This is a genomic window from Flavobacterium sp. GW821-FHT11G01, assembly GCF_058808175.1.
Genome location: NZ_JBXARK010000002.1, coordinates 512609 through 537033 on the forward strand (window position 1 = coordinate 512609; position 24425 = coordinate 537033).

General features: G+C 35.8%; 13 protein-coding genes. All 13 read right to left on the bottom strand.

The window, feature by feature from the left end; all coding sequences use genetic code 11:
- Nucleotides 1-2 precede the first annotated feature (2 nt).
- A complete protein-coding gene (locus tag AC1RRN_RS06055) occupies nucleotides 3-2987 on the bottom strand; it encodes a SusC/RagA family TonB-linked outer membrane protein (protein ID WP_492966445.1) in 2985 nt (994 codons plus the stop codon).
- Between the two features lie 393 nt (nucleotides 2988-3380).
- On the bottom strand, nucleotides 3381-5312 hold the full coding sequence (locus tag AC1RRN_RS06060; RefSeq protein ID WP_492966446.1) for a family 2A encapsulin nanocompartment cargo protein cysteine desulfurase: 1932 nt from the start codon (nucleotides 5310-5312) through the stop codon (nucleotides 3381-3383).
- On the bottom strand, nucleotides 5296-6216 hold the full coding sequence (locus AC1RRN_RS06065; RefSeq protein WP_492966447.1) for a family 2A encapsulin nanocompartment shell protein: 921 nt from the start codon (nucleotides 6214-6216) through the stop codon (nucleotides 5296-5298). The genes AC1RRN_RS06060 and AC1RRN_RS06065 overlap by 17 nt, the downstream gene beginning before the upstream one ends.
- A 117-nt stretch (nucleotides 6217-6333) precedes the next feature.
- Nucleotides 6334-7992: an arylsulfatase gene (locus AC1RRN_RS06070; protein ID WP_492966448.1), complete on the bottom strand. Its 1659-nt coding sequence runs from the start codon at nucleotides 7990-7992 to the stop codon at nucleotides 6334-6336.
- 50 nt (nucleotides 7993-8042) lie between these two features.
- Nucleotides 8043-9305 carry a YeiH family protein gene (locus AC1RRN_RS06075; RefSeq protein WP_492966449.1) on the bottom strand — a complete coding sequence of 421 codons (1263 nt, stop codon included), beginning with the start codon at nucleotides 9303-9305 and terminating at the stop codon, nucleotides 8043-8045.
- 113 nt (nucleotides 9306-9418) lie between these two features.
- Nucleotides 9419-11038 (bottom strand): sulfatase-like hydrolase/transferase, encoded by a 1620-nt coding sequence (locus AC1RRN_RS06080; RefSeq protein WP_492966450.1) that lies wholly within the window; start codon nucleotides 11036-11038, stop codon nucleotides 9419-9421.
- 220 nt (nucleotides 11039-11258) lie between these two features.
- Entirely contained in the window at nucleotides 11259-11975 is a 717-nt protein-coding gene (locus AC1RRN_RS06085) for a thioredoxin domain-containing protein (protein ID WP_492966451.1), read from the bottom strand.
- 99 nt (nucleotides 11976-12074) lie between these two features.
- Nucleotides 12075-13136: a sterol desaturase family protein gene (locus tag AC1RRN_RS06090; protein WP_492966452.1), complete on the bottom strand. Its 1062-nt coding sequence runs from the start codon at nucleotides 13134-13136 to the stop codon at nucleotides 12075-12077.
- Between the two features lie 341 nt (nucleotides 13137-13477).
- Nucleotides 13478-15403, bottom strand: coding sequence for an arylsulfatase (locus AC1RRN_RS06095; protein ID WP_492966453.1), 1926 nt, complete (start codon nucleotides 15401-15403; stop codon nucleotides 13478-13480).
- Nucleotides 15404-15464: 61 nt separating this feature from the next.
- Nucleotides 15465-17366 carry an arylsulfatase gene (locus AC1RRN_RS06100; protein ID WP_492966454.1) on the bottom strand — a complete coding sequence of 634 codons (1902 nt, stop codon included), beginning with the start codon at nucleotides 17364-17366 and terminating at the stop codon, nucleotides 15465-15467.
- Nucleotides 17367-17411: 45 nt separating this feature from the next.
- Nucleotides 17412-18980 carry an arylsulfatase gene (locus AC1RRN_RS06105; protein ID WP_492966455.1) on the bottom strand — a complete coding sequence of 523 codons (1569 nt, stop codon included), beginning with the start codon at nucleotides 18978-18980 and terminating at the stop codon, nucleotides 17412-17414.
- Between the two features lie 26 nt (nucleotides 18981-19006).
- On the bottom strand, nucleotides 19007-20479 hold the full coding sequence (locus tag AC1RRN_RS06110; RefSeq protein ID WP_492966456.1) for a RagB/SusD family nutrient uptake outer membrane protein: 1473 nt from the start codon (nucleotides 20477-20479) through the stop codon (nucleotides 19007-19009).
- Between the two features lie 14 nt (nucleotides 20480-20493).
- Complete coding sequence (locus tag AC1RRN_RS06115; RefSeq protein WP_492966457.1) at nucleotides 20494-23625, bottom strand: SusC/RagA family TonB-linked outer membrane protein; 3132 nt, start codon at nucleotides 23623-23625, stop codon at nucleotides 20494-20496.
- Between the last annotated feature and the right edge of the window lie 800 nt (nucleotides 23626-24425).

Genomic DNA, 24425 nt, shown 5'->3' on the forward strand with positions numbered 1-24425 from the left:
TTTTAAAAATTAATATTTACTCCCATTGCAATTGTTTTTGCGGGTGGCGCGGAGTAAAAGTCTTCTCCAATTCCTGAGTCATCTCTTCTTGCTTCCGGATCTGTTCCTTCATAATTCGTAAAAGTAAGTAAGTTAACAGCCGTTACATAAACTCTCAAACTACTCATCCCTGCCTTGCTTATAGTTTCTTTAGGTAATGAGTACCCTATGGTAATATTTCTCAAACGCACAAAATCAGATTTATCTAAATAACGGGTAGATTCCTGAGTTCCGTTTGATCCGCCAAATCGTGCTTGCGGAACATTAGTTATGTCACCAGGATTTTGCCAGCGATTTAACTGATCCAGTGTTTGGTTATCAAAATAATCAGCAGCAGTTGATTGGTATAAACCAGCCGAATTATAGATGCTCGCGCCCCATTCTCCCTGGAAGGTAAAAGTAAAATCTAAACCTTTGTATGTTATAGTATTGGTTAAACCAGACATTAAAGTTGGGAAAGGATTACCGGCAACAATTCTTTTTGCTTCACTATAATCGTTAGTGGTGCTTTTATCTATACTTCCGTCTGCATTTGTTGTGTTTTTTACAAAAAGCGCGTCTCCGTTAGCAGGGTCCACTCCGGCATATTCAACTAAATAGAAAGAAGAAATATTTTCTCCGACTCTGTTAATTGTATAATTGGAGATGATGTCTGTATTATTATTTGGAAGTGATTTTACTTTTGACTCATTAGTTGTAAGATTGAAACTGGTATTCCATCTGAAATTCTGTGTTTCAATATTTTTTGTGTTTAAGGTAAACTCAAAACCATTGCTTCTGATTTTTCCAATGTTTTTATTAACAAATGACGCACCTGAACTTAAAGGTAAAGGCACTTCAAAAAGTAAACCATCTGTGTCTTTTTGATAATAATCTACTTCTAAAGTGATTTTGTTTAAGAAACCAACTTCTACACCAAAATCAGTCTGTGTCGATTTCTCCCAGGTCAAATCATTATTTCCAGCCTGATCAAAAGTAAGACCTGATTTTAAGTTATACGGATTAGGTCTGTATAATTGACGAGAAGCAAAATTCCCGATTTCGGCATTTCCTAATTTACCCCAACTTCCTTTTAATTTTAAATAAGTCAAAACCGTATTGTCTTTTAAGAAATTTTCCTGAGATATTATCCAACCCGCAGAAAATGCAGGAAAAACTCCAAATCTTTCATTTTTTCCAAAACGAGAGGAACCATCGCGACGGACACTGGCCTTAAAAAGATACTTGCCGGCAAAAGAGTAATTTAATCTTCCAAATTGAGAAACAAAAGCATAATCTGTTTCGCTACCATGTCCTTCATTAACTTCGGCACCACCATCAATAGTATGAAAATCATCATTTGGGAAATAAATACTATTTACATCCTGATATCTTCTGTTGTATTTGTTGAATTCCATACCCGCAACAACGTTTAAAACGTGCTTTTCAGCGAATGTTTTATCGTAAGTAAAGTAGTTACTGAAAACATAACTTTCTGTGTTTACAGACGTTGCATAAACAGCTCCATCGGTTGCCATAAACGGTGCGTCTTTGCCTTGCCAGTAATCTTCGGTTTGTGTTAAAAGATCATAGGAGAAATCAGAATTGAATTTCAAGCCTGTTGCTATTTTTAGTTCTCCGAATATTTTTCCGGTAACTCTTCTCATAATTGTTTTCCATGAAGTATTGTCTTTGGCTAATAAATAGTTGACATACTCTGTATTTGGGTTTGGAGATCCATCATCTAATCTTGCTTGCGAAATTGGAGCCTGCGCCACAGATTGCAATGGAGTAGAGAAAGAGTTATCGTCCTGAACCCTGTTTATTACAGATCTTGAAAAACCAATATTCATTCCGGCCGTAAAACGATCAGAAACTTTGTGCGATACATTTGATCTCGCTGTAATTCTTTCTAAATCATTACTATCAACAATTCCGGTTGTATTATTGTAAGCTCCTGAAAAAAAGTATTTTGTTTTTTCATCTCCACCAGAAACTGAAAAATCGGCATCAGTGGTAAAACCGTTTCGTAACGCAATATCTTGCCAGTCGGTATTAATTTCGCCATTTCTCCAATCTGTTCCCTGAGACAGATATTCTAATTCGTCTTCGACAGATTCTAAATCATCGACATTTCTTCCGGCTTCCTGCAATAACTCAACATATTGTGTTGCATTTAACCATTTCTTTTTATGAGTGGCTTCACTAACTCCCTGAGAAAAATTGATCGAGAAATTTCCTTTTCCTTCTTTTCCTTTTTTCGTGGTAATTATTACAACTCCATTGGCTCCACGTGCACCATAAATCGCTGCAGAAGAAGCATCTTTTAAGACGTCGATTGATTCTATTTCGTTTGGACTTAAAGTTAATAATGGATTGGTTGGTGCACCATTACTGGATTCATTATCATTAATAAGCGGAATTCCGTCTAAAACATATAATGGTTGTGTTCCCGCACTTATACTGGCTGCACCACGAACTCGAATGTTTATTCCTCCCTCAACTTTACCGTTTGTTTGCGTAATTTGAACCCCTGCCAATTTTCCAACTAATGCATTTTGCACATTTGAAACAGGTATTTGCTGAATATCTTTCGCAGTTACACGGGCAATGTTATCAGTTAAATTCTTTTTTGATTGTGTACCATAACCAATTACAAGTACAGCTTCTAATTCATTTTGTGTTTCAACTAATTCAATTGTCATGTTATTCGAAGCTGGCACATTTATAGTAGCGAAACTCACGTAACTGATAGTTAAAACATCGCCTTTTTTGGCTGCTATTTTAAAATTTCCGTCAAAATCGGTTTGTGTACTTGCACTAGTACCTTTAAGGACAATATTTACTCCGGGAATAGGAATACCTTTTTTATCAGTAACCTTACCAGAAATATATCCTTCCTGAGCGGTCGCTATTTGTGCAAATAGTATCAATATGAACCATAAAAAATGCTTTAACTTGATTTTCATTTTTCAAATGTTTAGGATTAGTTTTCTCAAATATCTTAAATATATGTTAAGAATCATACGATTATTAACATTAAATATAACATTTGAGGTTGTTTTTGTAGTATTTATAACTTTAAGGTACTGAAATACAGTTTTTTTGAAAAATAAAGCCAATAAATTATTTAATATCTAACAGAAGAATTATAAAATGAAGTAAATATTTATGAATTAACATATTATATATGAATAATATTTGATTTTTTTTGATTATATTATAAACTGTTTAATTTTTGCATATAATAAAAAAAGCGACTGTTCTGGAAAACAATCGCTTTTGGTTATAATTACTTAAAATATCAAAAAAAGTAATTATTATTTTAAGTTGATGTGCAAAACATAAACTTGGTTTTTATTTTAAAATCGTACTTTTTTAAGTTCCCATAAGGTTTTTATAAAAGTATCAACATCCTGGGTTGTATTGTAAAAAGCTAAAGATGGACGTACCGTTGTTTCAACTCCCATTCTTCTCAAAATTGGCTGTGCACAATGATGTCCGGTTCTTACCGCAACTCCTTCTTTATTTAAAGCCTGACCAACCTGATCGTTTGTATAACCTTGTAAATTAAAAGATAATACGCTTGCTTTATCTTTTGCAGTTCCAATTAAACGTACGCCCGGAATTTCTTTCAGAAGCCTTGTAGCATATTCTAATAAATAATGCTCATACTGACCAATTTGTTCAATTCCCAGTTTGGTTACATAATCTATTGCCGCTCCAAGACCAATTGCATCGGCAATATTTCCGGTTCCGGCTTCAAAACGATTAGGTGCTTTGTGGTATTTTATTTCCTCAAAAGTCACATCCTGAATCATATTACCGCCAGATTGATACGGCTGCATTTCGTTTAGTAATTCTTCTTTTCCGTATAAAGCGCCAATTCCGGTTGGGCCAAATAGTTTATGACCGGAAAAAACCAACCAATCCGGATTTAAATCCTGAACATCAACTTTCATATGCGAAACCGATTGTGCTCCATCTATTAAAACTTTTGCTCCTGCAGCGTGTGCCATTTCGGTTATTTTTTTCGCTGGAGTTACGGTTCCTAAAGCATTTGAAACCTGAGTAAATGCAACTAAACGTGTTTTTGAATTCAGCAGTTTTGCATATTCATCCAAAAGAATCTGACCGTCATCATCAACCGGAATTACTCTTAATTTCAAACCTTTTTTATCGGCTAATCTTTTCCATGGAACAATATTCGCATGGTGTTCCAGATTACTAACTATGATTTCATCTCCGGAATTTAAATTCTGATCGCCCCAGGTTGAAGCCACCAAATTAATTCCTTCTGTTGCGCCTCGAACAAATACAATTTCGTTTACTGAACCGGCATTTAAAAATGTTTTTACCTTTTCACGTGCTGCTTCATAAGCGTCTGATGCGCGCGCTGCTAATTCATGTGCCGCACGGTGAATGTTCGAATTTTCATGCTCGTAGAAATAAGCAATACGATCAATAACCGATTTTGGTTTTTGAGTTGTTGCTGCATTATCAAACCACACTAAAGGTTTTCCGTTTACAGTTTCGCTTAAAATTGGAAAATCTTTTTTGATTAATTCGGCATTAAAATGTGAACTTGTACTGCCACTTAATGGATTTGTTCCAAAAGAATTTCCAACAATGGCATTTGTGTTTCTTTTATCAAAAGCAAACGGATTCTGATCTAAAAAATAATACGAGTTTTGGATTTCACTTCCGCTTGACGGAAAATCACTTCGCTTTCTGAAAAATGTATCCACAGTTTCTAAAGCTGCTTTTAATTCATTTTCAAAAGAGGAGTTTTCGCTTTGAAAAGGCAAATACTGATTATTTAAAAGCAATGCCGAGAAAAGAGATTCTTCATTTAATTGAGGCGTTCCACTATTTTTTAAATTAATATCATTAAATCCTGTTTGAGGATTATTGATGTTTAAAGCATTATCTTCCGGAACTCCCGATGAAGGAATACTGTATTTAGGATCAAAACCTGCACCAGCATTTGGATATAATGCCGAGGCGCTCGAACTTTGATTCGCAATTGTTGGAGAAGCTCCAAAACCGCTAAATGAAGTTGGAAAAGGTTGTACATGCAACGAACTTTGCGTTGGAAATGGTGCAATAATATTGGCACCGCCGGCATGCAAGAGCGTTTCTGCAATCTTTGTGGCGCGAGGATGTTCTGCCTTATCCGGACTCAACGAAATCTCTTTAGGAAATTCATTGGGTAAAGTCTGGAACAGCTCATTGGCTAAATTTTGCAAGTCGTCAATGTTTGGCAACCCGTTTTCGTTAGTATTTATACTCATGATACTTTCCTATTTCTACATCTTCTAAAACGGCGATTGCATCATCAACCAAAATGGCCAAAGAACAATAAAGAGATACTAAATACGAAGCAATTGCTTTTTCATTGATGCCCATAAAACGAACTGATAATCCAGGAGATTGTTCTCCTTGTAAACCAGGCTGAATCAATCCGATAACTCCTTGACGGCTTTCTCCGGTTCTCAATAAAATAATTTTAGATTTTCCGTCTTTGATTGGTAATTTATCTGATGGAATAAGCGGAATTCCTCTCCAGGTCAAAAATTGTGATCCAAACAAAGATGTAGTAGGAGGCGGTACACCACGACGCGTACATTCACGTCCAAACGCTGCAATTGCTAACGGATGCAATAAAAAGAAACCTGGTTCTTTCCAAACTTTTGTAAGCAATTCATCTAAATCATCAGGAGTTGGTGCTCCAGTTCTTGTCTTTATAATTTGAGAAGAAGCGACATTGCTTAATAATCCATAATCTTTATTGTTGATTAATTCGCTTTCCTGACGTTCTTTAATCGTTTCAATAGCCAAACGAAGCTGTTCAGAAATCTGATTGTATGGTTTGCTGTACAAGTCGGAAACACGTGTATGAACTTCGACAATAGTCTGAACGGCAGCTAAATTATATTCTCTTGGATTTTCGATATAATCGACAAAAGTATTTGGTAAAACTCTTTCGTCGCGTGCAGAACAATCTACTTCGATATGATTTGCATTTTTTACCTTATTCAGGCGGAATACTCCGGATTCTACTGGCGTCCAATGCAAAAGATGCGTCAACCAGCGTGGACTTGTTGTTCCAATTTGAGGGACTGTACGTGTTGCAATTGCTAATTGTCTTGCTGCAACATCGCCTAATGCGGTCTGTTGTTGTTTAGATTCTGCCATTTTGTTTTTGGATTTTTACTAATTAATAATTTATTCTTTTTGGTAGCTTAAAGTTATTGATAAAATTTAAAAATTTAGTCAAATACTTTATTTACAGATGAATATGTATCTATTTTGTCATGATTTCTTCAGAATGGCACCTCCAGGCATTACTTCTGGTTTCAATTTAAATTTACTGTATTCGACAACTCCGGTTCGATCTGCCCATTCAAAATAAGAGGCAGAAAGTTTATTGACAATGCCTGGATTTTGTTGGGCAACATTTGTTGTCTCGCCACGGTCAGTTTCAATATTGTAAAGTTCCCATTCATAAGAAGGATAAATTGAAACTAATTTCCATTTGCCATCTCGAACGGCTCTGTTTCCTGCTCTTTCCCAAAATAATGGTGCGCCTCTATTGACCTGCGAAACATTATTAAATAAAACAGGCAACAAACTGCTTCCAACCAAAGGGTTTGTCGTCACACCATTATATTCTTTGGGATATTCAATTCCGGCCAATTCATAAAAAGTAGGAGCGAGGTCGATAATATGTCCGGTTCCTTTATCGATTCGGCCCGCTTTTATTTTTGATGGAAACCAGGCAATAAAAGGAGAACTGAAACCACCTTCATGCATGTTGTTTTTATATTGTTGTAAAGGAGTGTTCGATAAATAAGCCCAGTTTTGTTCTTGATAATCAAATGATCCGGAGGTTCCAACTGGTCCGTCATTTCGAACCAAACCTCTTCCAAGCGGATTGTAAGAGTTAAATCCGCCTTGAGCGCCATTATCTGAGATGAAAATAATCAGGGTGTTTTTATCTTTTTTCAAGGCTTTTAATTTGTCCAGAACTTTCCCTACATTCTGATCCATGTTGTCTACCATTGCAGCATAAACTTCCATTTTTGCTTTCCAGAATTGTTTTTCGTCATAAGTCAGTTTGCTCCATTCCGGAACTTCAGGATCTCTTGGTGCTACAGTTTGATCGGCTGGCAAAATGCCATTCGCTTTTAGTTTCTCAATTCTTTTTTCTCTTAAAATATCCCAGCCTTCGTCAAATTTTCCTCGGTATTTGGCAATGTCAACCGGTTTTGCCTGCAACGGCCAGTGTGGCGCTGTAAAAGCTAAATACAAAAAGAAAGGTTTGTTTTCTTTGTTTTGTTCGTCTAAGAAAGTCACGGCGTTATTTCCAATTTCATCTGTAAAATAATACGAATCATCTTTTGGATGCAGTTCTTCATTATTTTGAATCAATTTTACAGGATAAGGCGTTTTTCCAAAAGGTAAAGGTTTGGTATCGAAATAATTGGATGCACCTTTTAAGATGCCGTAAAATTTATCAAAACCTCTTTGATTAGGCCATTGCGCCTGATCTTCAGAGCCAACATGCCATTTTCCGGATAAAAGGGTGCTGTAACCGCCAGAACGAAAAACTTCCCCTAAAGTCAAAGATTCTTTGTTTAAATAACCCTGATAGGCTGGAAGTCCCAAATTGACATCAAAAAAACCTACTCCGGCTTTGTGCTGATATTGTCCGGTTAGAAGCGAAGCACGAGTTGGCGCACAAATCGAGTTATTGTAAAATTCCCGTAAGCGTAAACCTTCACTGGCTAATTTATCCAGATTTGGTGTTTTGATTTCAGAACCATAATTTCCTAAATCAGAATAACCCATATCGTCTACCATGATTAAAATGATATTGGGTTTTGAATTGTTAGCAGTCGTTTTGTTTTGAGCCTGAATCAGCATAACTGAAGAAAGAAAAATGCTGAATGTGAGAGATAATTTTTTCATTTTTATTTTAAATTTAATAAGCCAATATTCAGACTTATAATGGAATCAAATTATTTACTGAAAAGTAAAAAGGCAATAATCAAAGTCACAATAACATTAAATAATTGTGCGATTAAAAAGGCGTATAAAGGTTTTTTACTATTATTTTGAAAGAGATCTTTAAAGTTGGTTTCTAAGCCAATGCTCGTAAATGCTAATGCAAACCAGATTCCCTGTAAATTTTTTAAACTGTCTTTTACTCCATCTCTAACATCAGAAGTAAGGAAAAAAGAAAACAAGATTGAAGCCAGAATAAAACCAATGACGAACTTTGGAAAACGTTCCCAAATCACTTTTAATGTTGGTTTTGAAGTTTTGGCTTCCGCCGAATTATTATGCGTGTATGTCCAATAAACAGAGATTGCAAAAGCCGCTAATCCTAATAATACATTTTGAGAAAATTTGACAATGGTACTAATTTTTAATGCTGTTTCACCAACCAAAGTCCCGGAAGCCACAACTGCTCCAGAAGTGTCTATGCTTCCTCCAAGCCAGGCACCGGTTACTTCTTCAGGAAAATTAAAATATTTGGCAATTATCGGCATGAAAATCATCATTGGAATGGCAGTTACCAATACGATTGAAATAACATACGACAGTTTCTTTGAATCGCCTTTAATTGCACCAGATGTTGCAATTGCTGCGGAAACGCCACAAATAGAAACAGCACTCGAAATCATCATGGTCAATTCATCATCGACTTTTAATTTTCGGCAAAGCCAAAAAGCAAAATACCACACAGACAAAACAACAACCAAGGCCTGAATTAATCCTAAAGAACCAGCTTTCAGAATATCTGAAAAAATGACACTTGTTCCCAGCAAAACCAATCCTATTTTTACAAAAACTTCTGTAGAAAGAGCAGAGCGAAACCATTCCGGAAGTTTTAAAAAGTTGCCAATTGCCAAACCAATTATCAAACTGAAAATTACGGCTTCTAAATTTAATGCTTTTATTTCAGTATTTCCGGCAATTATCAAAGCAATGACAGTTAAGAAATAGACGATTGGAAAAACCAGTAAAAAATTTTTGACCGATTTTCCGATTAAAAATGCGCCTAAGGTTCCGATGGATATCAGATATAAAAATTGTAATCCAAGAATTTTGAGGTTTTCAAAAGCGAATACATCACGACCTAAATCTGTTGTATTTGACCATTTGAAGACAGGAACTTCAGGAAGAAAAATGAATAATGAAATTCCGATGATTATAAAGCCCAGAATTACGACTGTCCAATCTTCGTGTATGTTTAATTGTTTGGTTTGGGTTGACATTTTTTCTTGATTTCCTGCAAGGTTTTTAAAATCTTGTAAGTATTAATTATTATAAGAATGTGTAAAATAGTAGACCTGCATGGTTTTATAACCTTGCAGGACTATTATCACGATTACAAATCGACAAAGTATTTTTGTTGTCCAAAATCGAATTCATAATGTGTTAAATTGGGCCATAATGGTTTTACAAGACCTTTTTCCCAATTTTGTAAAGCAACATGCAATTCTTTTACTTTTTCTGGATTTTTTAGTGCCAAATCTGTTGTTTCAGATTTATCTGAAACTAAATTATAAAGCCATTCCTGATGCGTTTTTCCACTGATAATAAGTTTCCAGTCCCCACTTCTAATGGCTTTTGCATCACCTGAACGCCAATACAAAGTTTTGTGCGCTAGTTTGTTTTCATTTACGGTACTAATTAAATCTACTCCGTCATAAACACGGTCTTTAGGTAAGCCGGATTGTGTTACAGCGGCAACGGTAGCAAAAATATCCAAAGTGCTTACCGGCCATTTGTAAATGGTATGCGGTTTGATTTTTCCTTTCCACGAAAGTGCAAACGGAACATTTACACCGCCTTCAAAATGAGAAAATTTTCCGCCTTTTAAAGGTGCATTTGTGGTTGCGAAAGTATAATCGGCGCCACCATTATCGCTGGCAAAAATGATTAAAGTATTTTCTTCTAAACCTTCTTTTTTTACTTTGGCTACAATTCTTCCAATTGCATCATCCAAAGCACTAATCATAGCAAAGTAAACACGTTTGTTTTCGTCTTTTACATTCGGAAAACGGTCGTAGTATTTTTTGCGAACCTGAAAAGGTGTATGTGGTGCGTTGAACGGAACGTAAAGTAAAAATGGTTTGTTTTTATTTTTGTCAATAAAAGTTTCTGCTTCATCAGCAAATGTTTCTGTTAAATATTTTTTGTCTTTGATAATCGTCGTATCACGACGAATTTGACCAATGCCAACACGGCCATTTCCCCAAATCATTTTATCGGTAAAATCTTTATGATGGTGATTGATAATATCCGGATTATCATCTTCTGGCGTATAAAGCGAAAATGCCTGATAAAACCCATAATGATAATCAAAACCTCTGTCTAAAGGAAAAAATCCTTTGTTGTGTCCCAAATGCCATTTTCCGATAATGGCAGTGCTGTAACCTTCTTTTTTTGCCAAATCAGCAAACGTAATTTCAGATTGTGGTAAGCCCTGCGTTGCGATTGAAGCTTCATTTGGATAATTGATTTTGTCATTCAATCTCCAGTTATTGGTATTGATTAAATACTTAAAAGCATAATATTCTAAGTTGTTTTTTGGATATCTGTCGCCTGGTTGAAATTCGTGACCAAAACGCTCCTGATAACGTCCCGTAAGCAAACCGGCGCGCGAAGGGGAACAAATAGAAGCAGAAACATATCCATCTGTAAATGTAACTCCGGAAGCGGCTAAAGAATCAATTTGAGGTGTTGGAGTCGATTTTCCGCCGTAGAGCGAAATATCATATTTTCCTAAATCATCGGCAAGCAGAATAATGATATTTGGTTTTTTTTCAGCTGTTTTTGAAGTATCTTTTTGAGCCAGAAAAGCGGCCTTTCCTTCAACTAATTTTTCATTTGGTTTTATCAATGTTCCGTCGGTATTGATAGGCCAGAAAAGAAATAAAGCAACAAGAAATAAAACAATTAAAATGGGTATAACAATCTTGGTTATTTTTTTATAGTTTGCCATGTTTTGGTAAGTTATTTTTTGAATTTTGGTTTTGTTTTGAGAGTTTTTAAGTTTCTCATTTCGTTAAATTTACGGAGTACTTGTCATTTCGTGGAACGAGAAATCACACACGAAACTCTACACAGATAGTCGCCAATCTTTGTCGAATTACTAGTGTGATTTCTCCTCCGTCGAAATGACAAACTGTTGGCGATTTCCAACTATTTAAAAAATAAATACTTTATTTTGAAGCCAAAGCCACATCAACATCGTTTTTCAAATCGCCCAGACCATCTTTTTTGAAAACAATTTTTCCATTTTGATATAAGATCAAAGTAGGGAAGACTTTCACTGTTTTTAAGTCGGCAATTACCTGCGGGCTGGTTTCTAATTCAATTTCGACGATTTTTAAATTTTCGCCATATTGTGCTTTAATAGTTTCTAAAACAGGTTTTACTTTTTTGCAGGCACCACAATATTTAGATCCGATATCGACCAAAACAGTTTTATTATCAGTTATAACTTTGTTGTATTCTGTTAAGGTTAATTGACTTTTTGAATTGGCATAAAAAGGTTTTCCGTTTCCAATCCAATTGGCGATACCACCTTCAAGGCTATAAGCTTCTTTAAAACCTTTTTTTAATAAATCGTCTGCGAGCCAAACGCTTCTTCCTGCGCCAATAGAGTAGGTGAAAACAGGTTTTGTTTTGTCTAATTTTGCTATTTGTTGCGCATAATCTTTTGATTCTAAATTAAAATTTAAAGCGCCATTAATATGGTTTAAGGCAAATTCTTCAGGACCTCTGGCATCAATTATTTGTGGATTTTTTTCATTTTGGATTTTAGCATAATACACATCTAATGAAACTGTATTCGAGTTTTTTTCTTGCGAAAAACCAATGATTGTAAAAAGCAAGATAAATGTTGAAATGCTATTTCTGAATATTTTATTTTTCATGATTTTTAGATTTGAGTTTCTTTATAAAGCAATAAAATTAGCAGTGCTTTCTAATATTTGGTTTTGAATGCACTGCTTCTTTAATTTTATAAAATGTATTTACGATTGAGCCTGTTCGTAGTAAACCGGACTCTGAGTAACATTTTCTGGTTTGGCTTTTAAGGGAAATGACACTACACCGTCAGCAAGAGGACTTCCTTCTTTTTTAGATTTGAATATTGGCCATAAAAATTGCGCATACCATTCTTCTTGTTTATATGATTTTGTACCGTATGATTCAGGATATTTACGAGTGATTAATCCCGTTCCGAAAATCATATCCCAAATAAAAAACATGTTTCCGAAGTTGCCTTTAAAGTGCCCAACACCATCTCCGCTAGTATCTGCATGATGAGCGTGATGCGTTGCCGGGGTCGAAATCAAACGTTCTAAAACCCATGCGATTGGGTGTAATGCTCTGTATTTATAAAATGGTTTGTCCCATTTAAGACTTGAGTGCGCTCCTAAAGTGATGATACTTTTGATAACCAAAACAAATAAAGCCGGTAATCCTAAACCTAAATAAGTTAAAGTAGCAGTCAAATAAATTTGAGAGAAGAAAACCGTGTAAATAAAGTTTTGTCTTGAAGCCATCGCCATTCCCATATAGGGAGCCGAGTGATGCGTTCTATGAAAACGCCATAAAAAAGGAACCTGGTGATGCAATCTATGATACCAATATTGTGTCAAATCATCAGCAATTGCGATCAGGAAAAATCCACCCCAAAACGGAACCCATGATAACGAATTGGCCAAATTAGGAATTAAATAAGGTAAAGCTGTTAAGCTGAAAAAAGCAATTACGGGCGGTAAAAGTACTTTTGGCGCTAAGAAACAAATGATATCTACTTTGCGTTCTTCGCCTGTCCAGTCGTCATCATATAAACCTGCAGCAAATTCGATTACGCCTAAAACAAGCATAAAAACAATTAACCCCCAAGTTCTAATGTGCTCGAATGCGGGTTTTATAAATTCTAAAAACGATGGTAATGCAATATGCGATTCTGCAACAACGCCATTCGTTAATTTAAAATAAAGGAAAATTGCCAATACAGGCAAACTGTATATTAAAAGACTAATGCTTAAATCTCTTGTTAGTTTTTCTTTTTGAACTATTGCCATGATTTCTTATTTTAAAAATTGATTAATTAGTGCTAAACCTCCCGCCAATATGACTAGCGGAACTAAAAATACAATCGCTCCCACGATGATTTTTTTTCCTATAATTTCATAGTCTACTCGTTTCATATTTCTATATTTTATAAATCCTTTTAAATCTTTTTTATTTGTTGGTGTAAAAATAAAAAATAAAACTATTAATTCTATCTAATTAGTAGAGTTAAATTTAAATATTTTGTAAGATTTTGTTAGATAAGTTGTTCCAATTTTACTTTTGCTTTCTTTTGTTTTCAGCAAAATAAATTTATCCTGCAAGTTTTTGAATCTTGCAGGATAAAGTTTTATTAATTAGAACTTCCTGAACTTCCAGGTTTAGTCGCCTGTTTAATCAAATCCTGAACCGTTTTACCTTTATCAGCACCTGTATTGTGTATTCTTCTGTTGTATACATCTTGCCAGTCGATTAGTGGGTAAACGTTATTTTCTTTTGCCTGCTCATCAAACAACTTTTTAAGCTCAGCTAATTTTTCAGGATATTTTTGAGCCAGATTATTACGCTCGTTAAAATCTTCATTTAAGTTATATAATTCCCAAACATCTGTATCAAAATTACTTGGAACAGGTTTTTCGTTTTTTCCAAAAGATTTTTTAACCGCAAACGAATCTGGTAAATGCGCCGCTCCGGCTTTCCATCCATCTTTGTAGATTGCTCTGTTTCCAAAAATGTAGTAGTACTGAACTTTGTGTAATGATTCTGCTTTAGCATTATCTAAAGAAGCGTACAATGAAGAACCCTGAATATTATCCTGTTTCACATTTTTGATATATTCCGGAGCTTTGATTCCGGCAATATCCAAAGTTGTTGGCAATAAATCGGTTACATGACTGTATTGATTTCTGATACCGCCTTTGTCCTTAATTCCATTTGGATAAAAAACAATCAGCGGATTATGAGTTCCTCCTTCAGATTGAGCATCTTGTTTCCAGTTTTTGAAAGGAACATTTGTTGCCTGTGCCCATCCTAAAGGATAATTGGTATTTAAACCTTTTGCTGTTCCGATTTCGTCAATGTTGGCTAAGTTTTTCTTCAGATTTTCTTCGTCTGATGTTCCCTGAGAAAACAAACTTTGATTGATTGTTCCTTCGGTAGTTCCTTCTTTACTGGCTCCATTATCTCCAATCGCCAGAAAAATTACAGTGTTGTCTAATTGATTTGTTTCTTTTAAATAATTAACAACTCTTCCAATTTCGTAATCCGTATAGGTTAAGAATCCGGCGTAAACTTCCATAAAACGGGCATATACTTTCTTTTGCTCAGGAGTTAGTTTTTTCCAATCTGTGATTAACGGATTGCGTTCTGGTAAAACTGCATTCGCCGGAATTACACCCAACTTCTTTTGGTTTGCAATAACTTCCTCACGGTAAGCATCCCAACCCTTATCAAATTTACCTTTGTACGGATCACTCCATTTTGTAGCAACCTGATGCGGTGCGTGTGCAGCTCCCGGTGCGTAGTACAAAAAGAATGGTTTTCCTGGCGCTGCTTTTTGCTGTGTTTGTATATAACTAATTGCCTTGTCTGTGATCAACTCGCTTAAGTGACGTCCGTCTGGTTTCACGTGAGCTTGATCTTCAACTAAATCGGGATTGTATTGATCCGTTTGCGATCCTAAGAAACCATAGAAATGATCAAAACCTTTTCCGGTTGGCCATCTGTCAAACGGACCTGCATCAGAAGCTTCTTCATCTGGAGTTACACCATATTTTCCAACAGCAAAAGTGTTATAACCGTTTTCACGTAAAATCTCTGCAATTGTTCCTTTATCAGAAGGAATTCTTCCGTCCCAACCTGGGAAACCAGCAGATAAAATCGTGTGTGAAAATCCGCTAACATGCACTCTTCCAGAATTTCTTCCAGTCAATAAAGCAGCACGAGTTGGCGCACAAATAGCAGTAGTATGGAAATTTGTATAACGTAAACCATTATTAGCCAACTGATCAAAAGTTGGAGTTTGGATTAAACCTCCAAAAGCACTTGCAGCTCCAAATCCTACATCATCCAATAAAATCCAGATTACATTTGGTGCACCTTTTGGCGCTTTTACCGGTTCTGGCCAATATTCTTTAGAATCGGCTAAAGTTTTCCCGATTACGCCTTTAAATTCTTCTGGTTTTGTTTGGGCAAAACCAAACTGTACCGCAAGTAATGCAGTAATCAAAAGCCCTTTTTGTGGGCTTGCGATTTTTGAGTTAGTTTTAAATTTTTTCATTATTTCTTTTTTTAAATATTTTGTTTGTTCTATGGATTTAGTATAATTTTTGACTAAATTTTTACTTGTTGGCTTTAGTCAATAATTCCTGAGCAGATTTCCCTTCCGTAGCAGGCGTTTTGTGTATTTTTCTTTGGTAAACATCCTGCCAGTCGATCAATGGGTACAGATTGTTTTTCTTAGCCTGCTCATCAAATAATTTCTTTAATTCGGCTAGTTTCTCCGGATATTTTTTGGCTAAATCTTTTCTTTCATTGAAGTCTTCATTGATGTTGTACAATTCCCAAACATCTTTGTCAAAATCGGCATTTAAAAGGCCTGCCTTTTTAGGATCACTCAATGCTTCTTTAACTTCAATTGAATTTGGATGATGTGCAGCTGCAGCTTTCCATCCATCGTTATAAATCGCCCTGTTTCCAAAGATGTAATAATGCTGAATTTTATGCGCCGATACCGCTTTTGCATCGTTCAAAGAATTGTAAAACGAATATCCCTGAATGGTATCCTGCTTAATTTCTCTGATAGATTCAGGCGCTTTAACTCCTAAAATATCCAGTGTTGTTGGCAAAATATCAATTACGTGACTGTATTGCGTTCTAATTCCGGGAGTTTTAATTCCCTTTGGATAATAAACAATCAACGGATTATGTGTTCCTCCTTCTGAATTAGCATCTTGTTTCCAATCTTTAAAAGGAACATTTGTTGCCTGCGCCCAGCCTAAAGGATAATTAGTATATGTTTCAGGTGTACCAATTTCTCCAATTCTGTTCAAATTATTTTGAAATACTTTTTCTTCTGTTTCTCCAATTACATACGTTTGTCTGTTGACCGCTCCTTGTAATGTTCCCTCTTTACTTGCTCCATTATCGCCAATTAACACAAAAACGACAGTATTATCCAATTGATTAATTTCTTTTAAATAATTAACCAATCTTCCAATTTCATAATCGGTATACGTAAGATATCCTGCATATACTTCCATGAATTTTGAATACACTTTCTTTTGATCCGGAGTCAATTTTTTCCAGTCAGCAATAAGTGGGTTGCGTTCAGGTAATACAGCATTAGCAGGAACTACTCCTAATTTCTTTTGATTGGCAATTGTTTTTTCGCGGTAAGCATCCCAGCCGTCGTCAAATTTTCCTTTGTATGGATCACTCCATTTTGAAGCCACCTGATGAGGTGCATGCACGGCTGCCGGAGAATAGTATAAAAAGAATGGTTTTCCCGGAGCAGCTTTTTGTTGTCTGCCAATATAACTGATCGCTTTGTCTGTAATTTGTTCGCTTAAATGGCGTCCATCAGGCGTGATATGTGCTTGATCTTCAATTAAATCAGGTTTATACTGATCGGTTGCTGAACCTAAAAAACCAAAGAAATGTTCAAACCCTTTTCCTGTTGGCCAATGGTCAAAAGGTCCGGCATCAGTAGCTTCTTCATCAGGCGTTACACCGTATTTACCCACGCCAAAAGTGTTGTATCCTTTGTCACGTAAAATCTCAGCAACAGTTCCATTTTTAGAAGGTAATCTTCCGTCCCATCCTGGAAATCCTGCGGACATAATAGTATGCGAGAATCCGCCAACATGAACTTTATGTGAATTGCTTCCTGTCAATAAAGCCGAACGGGTAGGAGCACAAATAGCTGTCGTATGAAAATTGGTATATCGCAAACCATTGTTTGCCAGACTCTCCAAAACCGGAGTTTCGATCAAACCTCCAAAAGCGCTTGAAGCTCCGTATCCAACATCATCCAAAATAATCCAAACTACATTTGGAGCACCTTTTGGAGCAGTAACAGGTTCTGGCCAGTATTCTTTTGAGTCGGCTAAGGTTTTTCCAATTACACCTTTAAATTCTTCCGGTTTAGTTTGCGCAAAACCAAATTGCGCAACAAGCAATGTAAAAATCAAGAGTCTTTTTTTTGGACTTTTGATTGCAATGTTATTTTTAAACTTTTTCATTAGATTAAATTTTTATTTAATTCGTAATCAGTGTTTTTAACTATGCTATTTTATTTTATTCCAATCTTCAACACCTACTTTTACTGACCATTCCTGATGTAATTCAATCAGGGTTTGGAGCAGTTTAGGTTCTGATTTTGCCAGATTTTTTGTTTCTGTCCGGTCTGTAGCAAGGTTGTATAATTTCCAAGGCTGATTGTTTTCGGCTACTGCTTTCCACTGGCCTTTTCTTACCGCTTTGCTGCCTTCATGTTCCCAAAACAAGGCGTTATGTGCATCAGATGGTTGTCCTTCAAATTCTTTTTTTAAGCTAATTCCTTCTAAGGGTGTGAGTTTTTTTCCTTGAAAAGTATCAGGATATTGAAAACCGACATAGTCCAGAAAAGTTGGAAAAATATCAATCACATGACTCACTCTGTTGCTTATTGTACCGGCTTTAATATGTTTTGGATAATAAGCAATAAAAGGAGAAGCAATACCGCCTTCGTGCGTGTTCTTTTTAAATAATTGAAAAGGCGTGTTGCTCACATTTCCCCACGGACTTTCGTAACTATCAATCGACGCAACTGAACCTGGTGTTCCATTTTTTTGTGTCACATAATTCCAGTTTTTTACATCATCAGCACTTCCTCCATTATCCGAAAGAAAAAGAACAAGAGTATTATTTTCTTCTCCCAAAGACTTGACTTTCTGCAAGATTTCTCCAATTCCGGCATCCATTCGGTCGATCATGGCGGCGTAAATTGCCATGCGCGTATCCCATTTATCTTTTTCTTCGGCACTTAGTTTTTCCCAATCCGGCACTTTTTCAAAACGATTGGATAAGTCCCAGTTTTTATCAATGATTCCTTGTTCTTTTAATTTTTTAAAACGGCTTGCTCTCAATTTATCCCAGCCTTCGGTGTATTTGCCTTTGTATTTTGCAATATCTTCCGGCAATGCCTGAATGGGCCAATGTGGAGCATTATAAGCAACATACAGAAAAAAAGGTTTTTGCTGGTTTCGCTGTTTTTCTAAAGAACTAATGGCAAAATTGGTAATCTCCTGCGTCAGATAGGTAGAAGTATCCGTGCGAATAATTTCTTTGTCTCCTTTCAAAAAAGTGACTTTTCTTCCATCATTATACAATGGTTGTGAGTTAAAATAACTGCTTCCATTGTTTTGTAAAGTAAAAGAATCATCAAACCCCCGATTAACTGCCCAGGCTGATGGCACTAAACCAACGTGCCATTTTCCAGAGACTATAGTGTTGTATCCTGCCTGTTTTAATGCTTGCCCAATCGTGATGCAATGCTCGTTTAAATATCCCTGATAGGCTGGAAACCCCTTGTCCTGAACCATGTCTCCAACACCTGCCTGATGCGGATACAAACCCGTGAGCAATGAAGCCCGGGAAGGACAGCAACGCCCTGCATTGTAAAACTGTTTTAGAATAAGCCCGTTTTTAGCGAGTTTATCCAGGTTTGGAGTTTTAATTTCTGAACCAAAAGCACCAATATCTGAGAAACCTAAATCATCTGCCAAAATGACGATGATGTTAGGTTGCTTTTTCTGGGAAAATAGCTGAAATTGTACAACAACCAATAGGGCAAGGATGAACAGTTTTTTAATCATTTTTTTATTGGTATGTAAACCTTTTATTAATAACCAGGATTTTGTGGTAGCCCAACCGGATCAATATTTCTTTCGCTTTGCGGAATCGGATATAGATTATTACGTTCTGAAACCGAGTTCTTCGCCGTTACTTTTTTAACTTCGGTAACCAACGTTCCCCAACGTACTAAGTCGAACCATCTTTGCCCTTCCTGAACAAATTCTTTTTTGCGCTCTTCCTGAATGGCAGCTCTAAAAGTTGCCTGCGTCAAACCTGATAAATCAACAGTTGGATCTGGCGTCGTAATTGGTTTTGCAAAAGCTCTTCTTCTTACCTGATTAATCAATTCATACGCTTCCGGAGTTGGCGCTCCCTGCTCGTTTATTGCTTCTGCTAAAGACAATAAAATGTCGGCATAGCGAATAAGAGGAAAATTAATAGCGACATTAGAAGGTGTAGCTAAATTCGTCAGGTCTAAATATTTTTTGAAAATTGGCTTAGGAAAAGTATACAATGTTCCTGTTGCAGGATTTAGTAATTGTTTGGCATAACTCACATCTCTTCGGGTATCTCCGGTAGCATAAATGTCGTAAAACAAGGCCACATCTGAGATAATATCTGCAGGTTCTGTCGCAGTGAATCCGGTAAAAGCCGTGGCTTGAAATGTACTTCCACTTGATCCGTTTCCAGCCTGATTTGGCTCGAACTGAACAGAGAAAATATGTTCTTTTCCATTCTTTTTTGCTTTTGCGAAAATATCGCCAAAACTTTCAAATAACGCATAACCGTATCCACCGTTAATTACTTCTCTCGATTTTGCAATTGCATTTGGCCAATCTTTTCTGGTTAGATATACTTTGGCTAAAATCGCTTTTGCAGCACCAGATGTGGCACGTCCGGTATCGGTAGTTGGATAAGTTGAAGGTAAACTTTCTGCCGCTTTTAAATCTGAAATAATTTGAGTGTAAACTTCTTCTACAGTGGCTCTTTTTGATTTTAGACTCTCTAATTGAATAGAAGTTGGTTCATGTAAAACAATCGGAACTCCGCCCCAAAGACGCACTGCCTGAAAATACAATAATCCTCTGATGAATTTTGCTTCTAAAATCAATCTGTTTTTTACCGCTTCAGTACCTGCTACTTTCGGAATATTATCAATAGAAACATTGGCTCTGTTGATTCCCGCATAAATTTGGCGCCATGCTACCTGAACACGATCTGAAGTCGCATCATGAGTTAAACTACTTAAAGCTCTTACCTGTGGATTTGTTGCTGAAACTCCTGCTGCAGCATAATCTGAAGCCATATCAGTTAAGAAATATAGATTTCTTCCAAATAAACTCTGCTCACCCGGATCAAGGCTTAAAGAAGCATAGACTGCATTTACACTTGCAATAGCATCATCTTGCGTTTTGAAGTAATTATCTTCGGTTACAAAAGAGGTTGGTGTTACCTCTAAATCTGCGCACGATACAAATAGTCCGGCACTTAGTATGAATGTTATAAATATCTTTTTCATCGTTTATTTTTTACTTAGAAAGTTATGTTCAAGCCCGAAATGAATGTTTTAGAGTTTGGATAAGAACCAAAATCAATTCCCGGGTATAAGTTATTTTGTTCGTATGAACTTACCTCTGGATCGTAACCAGTGTATTTTGTCCATGTAATTAAGTTCTCTGCAGAAACGTAGAACTTAATGCTCTTTGCTTTTAATCTTGTTGAAATGCTCTTAGGCAAAGTATAACCTAAGGTGATCAGTTTCAATCTTAAGAAAGAAGCATCTTCTACATAACGTTCTGAAACGATTCCAAGAGGAGAACTTGTTGCTCTCGGAATTTCATTACTTGGATTTGTTGGTGTCCAACGGTCTTCAAGCGTAACATTAGCATTGGTTCCAAGAGTTGAAATTTCTAATTGCTGATTCAGAGCATTGAAGATTTTTCCGCCATAAGCACCCTGAAAAGAGAAATTCAAATCAAAATCGTGGTAAGAAATCGTATTGCTAAAACTTCCGACAAATTTTGGTTGAGATGATCCAAGGTTACCTTTGTCAAGAGCAGTAATTACACCATCTCCGTTGGTATCAACATATTTTCTGTCCCCCACTTTTGTATTGGCTAAACTGTTTATCTTTGGTTGTGTGTTTACTTCTTCCTGAGTCTGGAAAATTCCATTGGTTTTGTATCCCCAGAAAGTTCCCAAAGGCAAACCAACTTTTACCGTAACAGGTTGTTGTTGTAATAAAGATCCGTTTGGAACTACCGGAAAAAACTGATCAACCCCATTTCCAATAGCGACTACTTTGTTTTTATTAGTTGAGAAAACGAAGTTAGAGTTCCATGAGAAATGATCTGTTTTAATGTTTTCAGTGATCAGACCAATTTCAAGACCTTTATTTTCAACCCCACCAATATTTTGCAGAACAGTTGCAAATCCTGAAGTTAACGGAACCGGCACATTGATTAACAAATCGTTTGTTTTTTTGTAATAAACATCAAATACAAAGTTGATTTTTCGATCTAATAAGGATAAGTCTAAACCAATATTATATTGATTTGTTTTTTCCCATTTCAAATCCGGATTTGACAATCGGGTAGGAGCTAAACCTGTATATAATGTGCCTCCAAAAGAATAATTAACAGACCCCATTTGAGCCAGAGAAAGATAGTTTCCGATCTCCTGATTTCCTGTTGTTCCGGCTGTTATTCTTAATTTGGCTTCAGTTACACCTTTGATGTTGTTGGCAAACTCTTCATCTGTAATATTCCATGAAAATCCTGCAGAAGGGAAGTAACCCCAAAGTGATTCTGACCCAAATCTTGAAGAACCATCTGCACGCCCCGAAAGAGTGAAGTTGTATTTTCCTTTATAAGAATAATTAACTCTGGCTAGCCACGATTTCAAAACACTTTCAAAGGCATCCGTATACGGTTTTACAGGCACACCATCCTGAAGTGCATTGTAAGTATTGGCATCATTTACAAAAGTATTTGCACCAGCATTTACTACTTCACCTTCAGTGTATTGAAGTGTGTATCCGGCTAAAGCGGAGAACTTATGATTTTCACCGAAATTAGTATTATAGTTTAAGGTGTTTTCATTTAATACTGAACTTACTAAACGATCTCCAACAGAACCTAAACCTTTTGTTCCGGCTCCGGTAGTGGTGGTTGATGGCGCGTAATAATTTTGTTTGGTATCCAGAACATCCCCGCTTACAGCAACTTTTGCAGTAAGTTTTTTGGTTATTTTATATTCACCAAATAAACTCGTCAAAATTCTGTTGATTTTAGTTTCATTAATGGTATTCTCCAAATCATTAATCGGATTAGGTATAATTCCGTTAACTGCAGTCGCGTAAGGGTTATTTGTTAGATTATAACTTCCGTCCGGATTTTTAATCGGAACCACTGGAGGTTGATACAAAGCAACAACTAATGGATTTGGCTGTCTACCAGCAGAAGAACCACCGTTTGTTCCGATACCATTTGCAACGGAGTTACTGTAGTTTGCATTTACACCAAATTTAAAATTTTGCGAATAATTTTTTTCGTAGTTCACACGAAGCGAAATTCTTTTAAAATCAGAAGCAATTACGATTCCTTCCTGTTGAAAATAACCTGCTGAGATTGCATATCTGGACTTTTCATCTCCACCTGAAAAAGACAATTGATGATTTTGAACTGGCGCTGCAGTTCTAAAAATTGCATCTTGCCAGTCATAACTTCCTGAAGTTTTAAAAGCTTCAATTTGAGCTGCAGAAAAAGAAGGTGCCTGACCAATACTTGCCTGAACATCGTTACGTAAACTTGCCCATTGGCTGGCATTCATAACATTTAATTTTTTCGAAACATTCTGGAATCCAAAATAGCCTTGGTACGAAATATTATCCTGACCTTTTGTTCCTTTTTTAGTGGTAATAATAACTACACCATTGGCACCACGTGATCCATAAATAGCGGTGGCAGAGGCATCTTTCAATACTTCAATCGATTCGATATCACCTGGATTAATAGTAGATAACACATTGACAGTTGCTCCGGCGTAAGCTACTCCGGCTGTACTGTTATTATTATCATTGTAAATTAACACTCCGTCAACAACATACAAGGGTTCGTTACCCGCAGTTATGGAGTTTCCTCCACGAATACGTACACTTGAAGAGGCCCCGGGACGTCCTGAACTTTGCGTAACTACCACTCCGGGAATAGCACCACGTAATAAATTATCTGCTGATGAGGTAACCTGCGAAAGATTTGCTTTTGGAACAGAAGCGACAGAACCGGTAATGTCTTTTCGCTTCTGAGAACCATATCCAACAACTACTAATTCATCTAGTTCCTGGCGTTCTTCTTTAATACTTATCGTTATTGGATTTTTATCGACAATAACTTCGGTTTTTTTATATCCAATATAACTTATGATTAAAGTATAAGGTAATTTCTGACCGGTTTGAAAATAAAATTTTCCTTCTGCATCGGTTTGAACTCCGTGTGTTGTTCCTTTAATAACAACTGAAGCTCCAATAATAGGCTGATTTGTAACATCATCTACAATAGTTCCGTCCAATTTAGATTGTATTAACGGCGTCGTATTTTGAGCATTAACCCCTGCCGTCAGAAGCAGGAGAAATAGTATTGAGTATATTTTTAAATTTTTTTTCATTTCTTTGTACTGGTTTAAGTAATTAACAAGGCGCCCTGGGCACTGATTTTTCAGCACTCTAAATGTGGTCTTGATTTAGCGATAAATATTCTTTAAGCCTCGCCATTTCTGTTGCCGCAGAAATGGCTTTTTTTATTTATATACAGCAGCTATGCATCTTTTTCATTTTAGTTTATTTAGTTATTAATTATTTTTTTGATTTATAGGTATAGTTTCAAGAATCGTATCAACACAAAATGTATTAGATAGATTTTTGGAATTTTCAATAAGAATATTTTTGGTGAGTGTTAAATAGTTTCGTTTTTGGTTCCGATTTAGAATGAAAAGAAAATCGTTAACGAAAAAATCTTGCTGAGATTTAGCAACAGAAGCACATATAACAAAATCTGTTATAAGTATATTTTTTTTGAAGATTTAAATACGATATGCTTTCGGTTGTTTTCAAAATATAGTTTTTTTGGTTTTAAATATGATTTTAAACTCTACTAATCCTATAGACAAAGTTAATTTTAATATAATAAAAACCAAAAAAAACTTAATATTTTTTTATTTATAAGCATAAATGGAGATCGAAATAAAATTTTTAAATATTTAATTATTTGATTATTAGTAATTTAAATGTATTTTTAAAACAAAAAAAATGTTAAATTGATATTCGCACAACGTTTTAAAATGTAGTATTTTATACTTATTTTTTATGCTTTAATTAATTAGTTAATTTTTTAAACTGATGTAAAAACGTCTGAAAATGCAATAATTAAAAATTTTAAGAGCCTTTTTGGAAAAAATTAAAGTCCTTA